Raw genomic sequence first — 8,272 nt, 5'->3', positions numbered from 1 at the left:
AACTGGTAATTTGCTTCTTTTGATCGTCCTTATTTACATGAATGCTTTCCGAAGTAATGTTCATTTTTAAAGCTTCACTATAAATAATTAAAGAAAATAAAATTCCTGCAATAGCGCCAATTGACATGAGGATAATAGGAAGCCAGAAGGGATTAATAAAATTTAAAAGTTCTATCATTTTCGAATCAGAAAAGAGAGGAATCTTTTTTATAACCTCTATTAATTTAGGTGAAAAATATCCGATAACGCCTAAAAGGATTGGACTTACTATAACAAGTAATTTTTCTAAAAAACCTAATCCAATGACAGATACCTTTTTCATGTGTAGTTCATCCTTTCTAAATATATATTTTTTCAAAATCAGGGCATTTAAATAGTGAGTTTCTTCACCATTTTTATGAGCTCATCTGAGTAATTTTCTATAGATATAGATGCATTTGCCTTTAGCATTCTTTCTTCGATTGCTCCTAAAATAAATGAAGCTAATGTGTCAATTTGGAATGAGTTAGAAAACACTCCATTTTGTTGACCAGTCTTCAAAATATTTAATAACAGCGTTCTAAGAGCATCATCTTCTTCATCGTCTTCAATTCTGTAATAAGGAATATTCTCTTCATTTCTTGCATTAAAGACGATCTCAATTAAGGCAATATTATTTTTGTAATGAGTTTCTTGGTAAGCCAAATGTGCTTCAATAAAAGCTTCTAGTTTGTTTATTTCAGATTGGGCTAATAGCACTCGATTGCTAATAAATTCATGTTGTTTCTCAACTAAAAATTGTAATGTCCGATTCATAAGATAAAGCTTATCGTTAAAATGATAAGAAATAAGTCCAGTGCTAATCTTAGCTTTTTTTGCTACCTTCGTTAAGCTTAAGTTGTTATATCCAACTTCTTCTAACGTATCAATGCATGCAAGAATAATTTGTTCACGCCTAGCCTCTGCGATAAAAGAATCAGTCACGCTATTCAACTCCTGATTTATATAATTTGAATGTATAATCAAAAAACTGATTGGTCGTTCAATTAAATTTTAGTAAGAAATTAGAAGTATGTCAAATGCTTTATGCTTACATCTTGATAAGGCTAATCCGCCGATCGATGAAGCCCAATTCCTAAAACAAGCCCGTTTTTAAGTAAGCCAAGCTTCCTATTCGCCCTGAAAACATACTATAAATGGAATCCCCTCATTTAGAGCAAGGTGAACTTGTTATGAATGATACTAAAGGAGGAATAGAGTAATGAGCGAAAAGTGTGAACACAGACATGATGATTGTAACCGCAGACATGGGTGTGGCGGCGGTTTTGCGCTTCTAATCGTATTGTTTATTTTATTAATCATCATCGGTGCTAGCTGCTTCGGCGGAGGCGGCGGTTGTGGTTATGGTGGTTACGGCGGTTATGCTGGCGGCTATGGTGGATATTGCTGCTAATTATTAAAAACTATTGAAAATGGCCTTGTGCAATACGCACAAGGCCATTTTATTCACATTTTTATATGCTGTGATAATTTATTAATGTACAGAGAACGAATTAAGAAGAAGAAAATAATCTCGATAATCCCGAAAAAGGTGAGTACGATACATGTCTCTTTTAGTAATGAGAAAGAAAACATGCTTTGTAAAAACTTAACCGCAAATAATGTGTGAACACCAGCAACGATGTAAGGAACAAAAAATAAAATTCCTAATTGAATCGTTGCAGAGCGAAACATTTCCGATTCAGTTAAGCCAAGCTTTGTAATCGTAATATACTTTTGTCTTTCAGTTGTTAAGTCATTATACATACGGAAGTATAAAACACTAGCTGCTCCGATAAAGAAAATAAAGCCGAGAAATGTCCAAATAAAGAAAGTGGCAATTGAATTTCCTTTGCTGTAGCTTAGATCATCAGCAGCTGTATAAATAGAAAAAGGGGCTCGAGTATTTTCTCCCTTATGTTTTTCGTAAAAATCACGTACATCATCGCTAATGGTACGCGACATTTTTTTCGTCGGAATAATCGTGTTTTCCCAGTTTTCTACAAAATAATTATAAATCGCGATTGTCTCAATATGAGGAATCATATTTTCAATTGCATTATCTTGCATAATAATGAGATGAGGCAATGCAAAGGGTGGTTCTATTCCTTTATTAATAAAACCTTTAATATGAAATTCCTTTTTATTAGAGCCAAGTGTAATCGTATTTTGTTTAGCAAATGGATTTGATACAAGATTTAAAAGTTCTGGCGAATAACGAGACATAATATAAACTTGTGTAGAATCCAGAGTTATTTTCGGCCTCTTTAATTGTTTAGCGAGTGCGTTATAGTCACTCATTTTCATAAGAGCAACGTCTTCTTTTGAAGCTGTATCTTTTAATACTGTAGATTTGTATTTATTGTATTGAAAATTAGCATGTGTAAGCTCTGTTTCAATTGTAGCAGTGTGCTTTTGCTCTAGTGCACTTTCTCCTTCGGATATGTATGTGAAGGGGAAAGGATATCGTTCTAGTATTGATGCTTTTGTATTGTTATTAGCGGCAAATAACCCAATGATAATTGTGAATGCAAGTGCCGATAACATAGAAACGATAAAGAGCACATTAATATTGCTACGAGTACGGCTAGTTAAATCTGAAATCCATAACATATTTATTTGCTTCATATAAAACTTTCTTCGTCTTTTTAAAATCAAGATAAAGAGAAGAAATGTTTGGGAAAAGAATAAATATGTTCCGACTACTACGAGTGGCAAAATAGATAACATGATAAATAATACAGAGCCATTTTGTGCATTCTTTTCTGTTATGTAGCCTTGCGGATAACCAGCGATATAATAACATAATGCTAAGCAAATTAAAGCGAATATCGAGATGAGTATAGATGGTTTTTTTTCTTTATCGCCTTTTTTAGTCCCTTTAATGAGCTGTGTTGTTTTACGAGTGCGAATGAACATCGGTGTAAACGTAGATACGATGAAAAATAAAATAATAAAGGTTACGGTTGTAACGATAATTGCTTCTGTTGGCCAATATAAATAGAGGCCTTTTGCACTTGTTAATTTAGAAGTAACGAGTAAGAAAAAGTTAGAAAACACAAGACCGCCTTGAATACCTGCAAAGATAGCGAGTATTCCAATGATCATATTTTCAGTAAACAAAAGACGTTTTAATTGTTTTTGAGATATACCGAGAACAGTTAAAATGCCAAATTGTTGTTTTCGTACATTTAAAAATGTCCCAATAGAATATAAGAGAAAGAAGAACGAGAACAAGACGATAACAAACTGTGCCATTCCAGCTAAGTTCATGAGCGGATCTTGTTCCTGTAATTTATTCATAATCTGTAAGCGTGGATGATACGCGTATACAGTAAATGAAAAGAAAACCATGATAGAGAACGCACTACTTACAAAATAAGCGAAATATGCTTTAGAATTACGCGAGACATTTTTAAATGCAAATTGCCAAAATGTCATCCACGTCTTCCTCCTAGTAATGCTAGAACATCCAATATTTCTTGATAAAATTTCTCTCGGTACAATCCGCGGTGTAGTTCATTGTAAAGTTCGCCATCTTTAATGAAAATGACGCGGTTACAATAACTTGCTGCAAATGGATCGTGCGTAACCATTAAAATCGTTGCATCTTCTTCTTTGTTTAATTTCGTAAATAGCTCCATTACGTCAATTGCCGCTTTTGAATCTAAGTTTCCTGTCGGTTCATCGGCAAGTAGAAGGGAAGGATGATGAATAACAGCACGTGCTACTGCGGTACGCTGTGCTTGTCCTCCTGACACTTCAAAGATACGCTTGTCTAAAATATGATCAATTCCAAGCTTTTTTGAAATGTTATCAAGCTTTTCATCCATTTCTTTTAAAGGAACATTATCTAATGTTAAAGGTAGTACGATATTTTCACCGATTGTTAATGTATCTAGTAAGTTAAAGTTTTGGAAAACAAATCCTAACTCTTGGCGGCGGAAAATAGCTAACTTCTCTCTACGAAATGTGTGCGGTTTTTTTCCATTAATCACGACATCACCAGCAGTCGGAGAATCAATGGTAGAAATAACGTTTAAAAACGTAGATTTACCGCTACCAGATGGTCCCATAATCGCAACGAATTCACCTTTATCTACATGTAAATTTATATTTTTTAAAGCTGTATGAGGGACCTTTCCTTCATACACTTTTGAGACATTTTTAATGTGTAATACTTCTTCCATAATAATCACCTTTCTAATTTTAAAACTTAATGTGTTGTGATAATTTTTGCATATAGAAGGAACGAATTAAAAGGAAAAATAAAATTTCAACCGTTCCAAAAATCATCAGTACGACTGTAATCTCAGCGAAGAACGAGAGATGTAAAACTTCTTGCAGCATCTTTGTCGCAAACATCGTATGAATTGATGCCATAATGTACGGGACAAAGAAAAGAATCGCAAGTTGAATTGTAGCAGATCGTTTCATTTCAGCTTCTGTTAAACCAATTTTTGTAATCGTTACATACTTTTCTTGTTCATTTGTTAAATCTGTATGCATCCTGAAGTAAAGAACACTGCCAGCACCAATAAAGAAAATAACACCTAAGAAAGTACCAATTAAGAAGAACGAAGCGACATTTTGTTTTGTTGTGTATAGAGAATTGCTCGCTTCACTTGCATGGAAAGGCGGGTGCTCTGCCTGAATGTTGTTCCCGTCGGTATTAATTTTGTCTATGAATACCGCGCCGATGTTATTAGCTTTTTCCCAGTCCTTAACTTTAAAGCTATATACACTCATCTGTTTTGAAACAGTGGATAATGCTTCTACATTTTCATCAGATAGTATGAGCAATTGGTATATTAAGCGATTTGGGAATGGGTTATAACTTTTATATTCTTTCACTTGTAGTTGCAAATTGTTTTGCGTAAGTGTAAGAGTATTTTTCTTGTCTTTATTATGAAGCGTTCCAATAACTTGATCATCTAAGTCTTTCATAAGAATATAAGATTCATTCTTATTTACCGTGAGTGTTTCCAAATTTAAAGCCTTAGCAAGTACATTATAGTCACTTTGTTTAATTGCATAATAGAGCTGCGAATTTTCTTCCGCTGAAGATACTTCATATATATCCGTTTTAAATTGTTTATAAGTAAATTGCTCTTCATTAAATTTTTGTTTTAACCAGTATAAATGTTCATCCGCCAACGTATTTTCAGTATGTGATAAATATGTAAAAGGAAAAGGATTTTCTCTTACTGTATCGAACTTCATAAATTTACCAAAACCATATAAGAATGTAATCATAGTAAAAGCAAGTGTTGATAGCATCGCTACAATAAAGAGCATGTTAATGTTTGTCCGAATGCGCGCTGCTAAATCAGAAATCCACAGCATATTAATTCGCTTCATATAAAATGTTCTTCGCGTTTTTAATATACGAATGAGTAAAAAACTAATTTGTGAAAAGAAAAAGTATGTTCCAGCTGTAACAAGTGACGGAATGAGAAATATACTGGTGGCGGCGTACAAAAGCCCAACTAAGTCGCCGAGCGACATGAAATATAGCGGATTGGCTGCTAGTACGTATCCAGATATTAAACATGTCGCACCAAATAGAGAGATGAGCACAGATGCTTTTCTTTCTTTTTGTTTTGTTCCTTCTTTTAAAAGACGTACAGCCTTCCTCGTCCGAATGAGCATCGGCGTAAACGATGAGACGAGAATGAAGAGACCTAGAAAAATGATCATAGTTAAAATAATGGCAGCTGTTGGCCAATATAAATATAAACCAGGAACATGTGTAATCTTGGCAGTAACTAATAAAAAGAACTGCGAGAAGACAAGTCCAAGCTGAATGCCGAAAAAGATGGAAAGAACACCAATTAGCATGTTTTCTAGAAATACGAGTCTCTTTAATTGTTTTTGGGATATGCCAAGTACTGTTAAAATCCCAAATTGCTTTTTTCGTACTTTTAAGAAAGTACCGATTGAATATAGTAAAAAGAAAAATGAAAAGAATACAATGACAATTTCTGAAATTGTCATTAATATGTTCAGAGCAGCATTTACGCCTGTCATATGTAGTTTAGGATGAAATAAATAAACCGCAAACGAGAAAAAGATTGCGATAGAGAACGCACTGCTTACAAAATAGGCGAAATAAGCTCTGGCGTTTCGTGTGACGTTTTTAAATGCAAACTGCCAAAATGTCATTTGCCTAGCCTCCTAGTAGGGTGAAGAGGAAAAGGATATAAGAGATATCCTTTTCCTCTACTAAATACATTCATAAAATTTAACCATTCGTATACTCTGATAACTGTTGCATGTAAAAGGAACGAATGAATAAGAAAAAGACGATTTCAACTACGCCAAAAATAATAAGAACAGCTGAAATTTCTTTGAATAGTGATAGATCAATTACATCTTGGAGCATTTTCGTTGCGAACATTGTATGAATGGATGCCATAATGTAAGGGACGAAAAATAAAATACTAAGTTGAATGGTTGCAGATCGTTTCATCTCTTTATCTGTCACACCGATCTTAGAAATTGTTATATATTTCTCTTGTTCGTTCGTCAAATCTGTATACATTCTAAAATAAAGAACGCTCCCCGCTCCAATAAAGAAAATGACTCCTAGAAATGTCCCAATTAGGAAGTACGTGGCACTACCAGATGTGATTCTGTATAATGAACCTGCTGATTCATAGGAGTATATAAGGGGCCCTTCGTGCTGGAATTTTTGTAGATCTTTTTGTATTTTTCGTATAAAATCATCAGCAATTTTATACGTCTTTTCCCAGTTTTGTACTTTGTAATTGTACGCTGCTACATGCTTTGTTGTATGTGGTAAGTTATTAACAACAGTATCAGGTAAAATTAAAGTTTGGTATGAAAAATTAGATGGAATGGCCCCTGCTTGTTCATAGCCCTTTACTTGTAATTGCGTATTTGTGCTAGAAAGTGTAATAGACTTTCTATTGTAGCTTGGCTCAAATTCGCTGAATAAGGTTACATAAGCGTTACCTGTTAAGATGTATGCTTCATTTTCGTTCATGAATAGTTGTTTCATTCGCAGAGAAGCTGCGAGTTTATTATAGTCACTTTGTTTTATTGCATATATGTCATTATAAGTTGTTATACCTTCATCTTCTTTTAGTGGTGTTTCATATAAATCAGCCTTTATTTTTTTATAAGAGAAATTCTCTTTTTTTAATTGTTGTTCAAGCCAATTTAAATGATCGTCCACAAAAGGATTTGCGTCATAAGAAAAATAAGAGAATGGAAACGGTGAACTTCGCGTAACCTCTAGCTTTGTAAACTTTCCGACTCCATATAGGAACGTAATCATTGTGAAAGCAATTGTAGATAGCATCGCTACAATAAACAGCATATTAATATTCGTTCGGATGCGGCTTGCTAAATCTGAGATCCACAGCATATTAATTCGTTTCATATAAAACTTTCTTCTTTTCTTTAAAATATAAATAAGTAAGAAACTAATTTGAGAAAAGAAAAAATATGTCCCAACTGTCACAAGTGATGGGATCACAAAAATACTTGAAACCATATATATAACGCCTACTTGCGGGTTTATTGAGAAGAAATATTTAGGATTTGCAGCTAAAATATAACCACCTAATAAACAAATCGCACCAAATAGAGAGATGAATATGGATGGTTTTCTTTCTTTTTGTTTCCCACTATTATTCGTTTTTAAAAGGTTTACCGCTCTTTTCGTACGAATTAGCATTGGTGTAAATGAAGATACTGCAATAAAGAGACTCAGAAATACAATTGTTGTTAAAATAAAAGCATTCGTTGGCCAATATAAATATAGTCCTGGTAGATGTGTAATTTTCGCTGTTACTAATAAGAAAAATTGCGAAAAGACAAGTCCAAACTGCATGCCGAAAAAGATAGATAAAATACCAATTAACATATTTTCAGTGAAAATGAGTCGATGTAATTGCTTTTTTGATATACCTAAAACGGTTAACACACCAAATTGCTTTTTCCGAACTTTTAAAAACGATCCGATTGAATAAAGTAGAAAGAAGAAAGAGAACAAGACAATGATAACTTCTGAAAAAATCATTAATCCGGAAATTTCTGAGATCATACTAAAATTTTGTAATTTAGGATGAAATAAATAAACAGCAAACGAAAAGAAAACAGCAATGGAAAAAGAACTGCTTACGAAATAAGCAAAATAAGCTCTGGAATTACGTGTTACATTTTTAAAGGCAAACTGCCAAAATGTCATAATACGTACCTCCCGCTAGAAGGAAAATATGTAGTT

The 8,272-nt window shown here is 33.5% G+C and carries 7 protein-coding genes; 1 reads left to right on the top strand and 6 read right to left on the bottom strand.

What is annotated here, in order from left to right; translation table 11 throughout:
- On the bottom strand, nt 1-322 hold a 322-nt coding region (locus tag MR079_RS18480), incomplete at its 3' end, for a YqeB family protein (protein ID WP_472927143.1).
- 47 nt (nt 323-369) lie between these two features.
- The gene (locus tag MR079_RS18475; protein WP_139869552.1) at nt 370-963 is read right to left on the bottom strand and encodes a TetR/AcrR family transcriptional regulator; all 594 of its coding nucleotides are present in this window, start codon (nt 961-963) and stop codon (nt 370-372) included.
- A gap of 277 nt (nt 964-1,240) precedes the next feature.
- On the opposite strand from MR079_RS18475, the gene MR079_RS18470 reads away from it, so the two are divergent.
- Nucleotides 1,241-1,432 (top strand): YjcZ family sporulation protein, encoded by a 192-nt coding sequence (locus MR079_RS18470; protein ID WP_001290392.1) that lies wholly within the window; start codon nt 1,241-1,243, stop codon nt 1,430-1,432.
- Nucleotides 1,433-1,485: 53 nt separating this feature from the next.
- Here the strand turns inward: MR079_RS18470 and MR079_RS18465 are convergent, their stop codons facing one another.
- From MR079_RS18465 to MR079_RS18450, 4 genes are all read right to left on the bottom strand, one after another.
- A complete protein-coding gene (locus tag MR079_RS18465; protein ID WP_139869553.1) occupies nt 1,486-3,459 on the bottom strand; it encodes an FtsX-like permease family protein in 1,974 nt (657 codons plus the stop codon).
- Entirely contained in the window at nt 3,456-4,208 is a 753-nt protein-coding gene (locus MR079_RS18460; protein ID WP_000393244.1) for an ABC transporter ATP-binding protein, read from the bottom strand. The genes MR079_RS18465 and MR079_RS18460 overlap by 4 nt, the downstream gene beginning before the upstream one ends.
- Before the next feature lie 19 nt (nt 4,209-4,227).
- On the bottom strand, nt 4,228-6,183 hold the full coding sequence (locus tag MR079_RS18455) for an ABC transporter permease (RefSeq protein ID WP_242294409.1): 1,956 nt from the start codon (nt 6,181-6,183) through the stop codon (nt 4,228-4,230).
- A 79-nt stretch (nt 6,184-6,262) separates the two neighbouring features.
- Nucleotides 6,263-8,236 (bottom strand): FtsX-like permease family protein, encoded by a 1,974-nt coding sequence (locus MR079_RS18450; RefSeq protein WP_242294408.1) that lies wholly within the window; start codon nt 8,234-8,236, stop codon nt 6,263-6,265.
- Nucleotides 8,237-8,272 lie beyond the last annotated feature (36 nt).

It is taken from the genome of Bacillus cereus group sp. BfR-BA-01381 (assembly GCF_022663555.1).
Lineage (GTDB): Bacteria > Bacillota > Bacilli > Bacillales > Bacillaceae_G > Bacillus_A > Bacillus_A pacificus.
The sequence above is the reverse complement of the archived record's forward strand: the minus strand, read 5'-3'. Positions and strand labels throughout refer to the sequence as shown.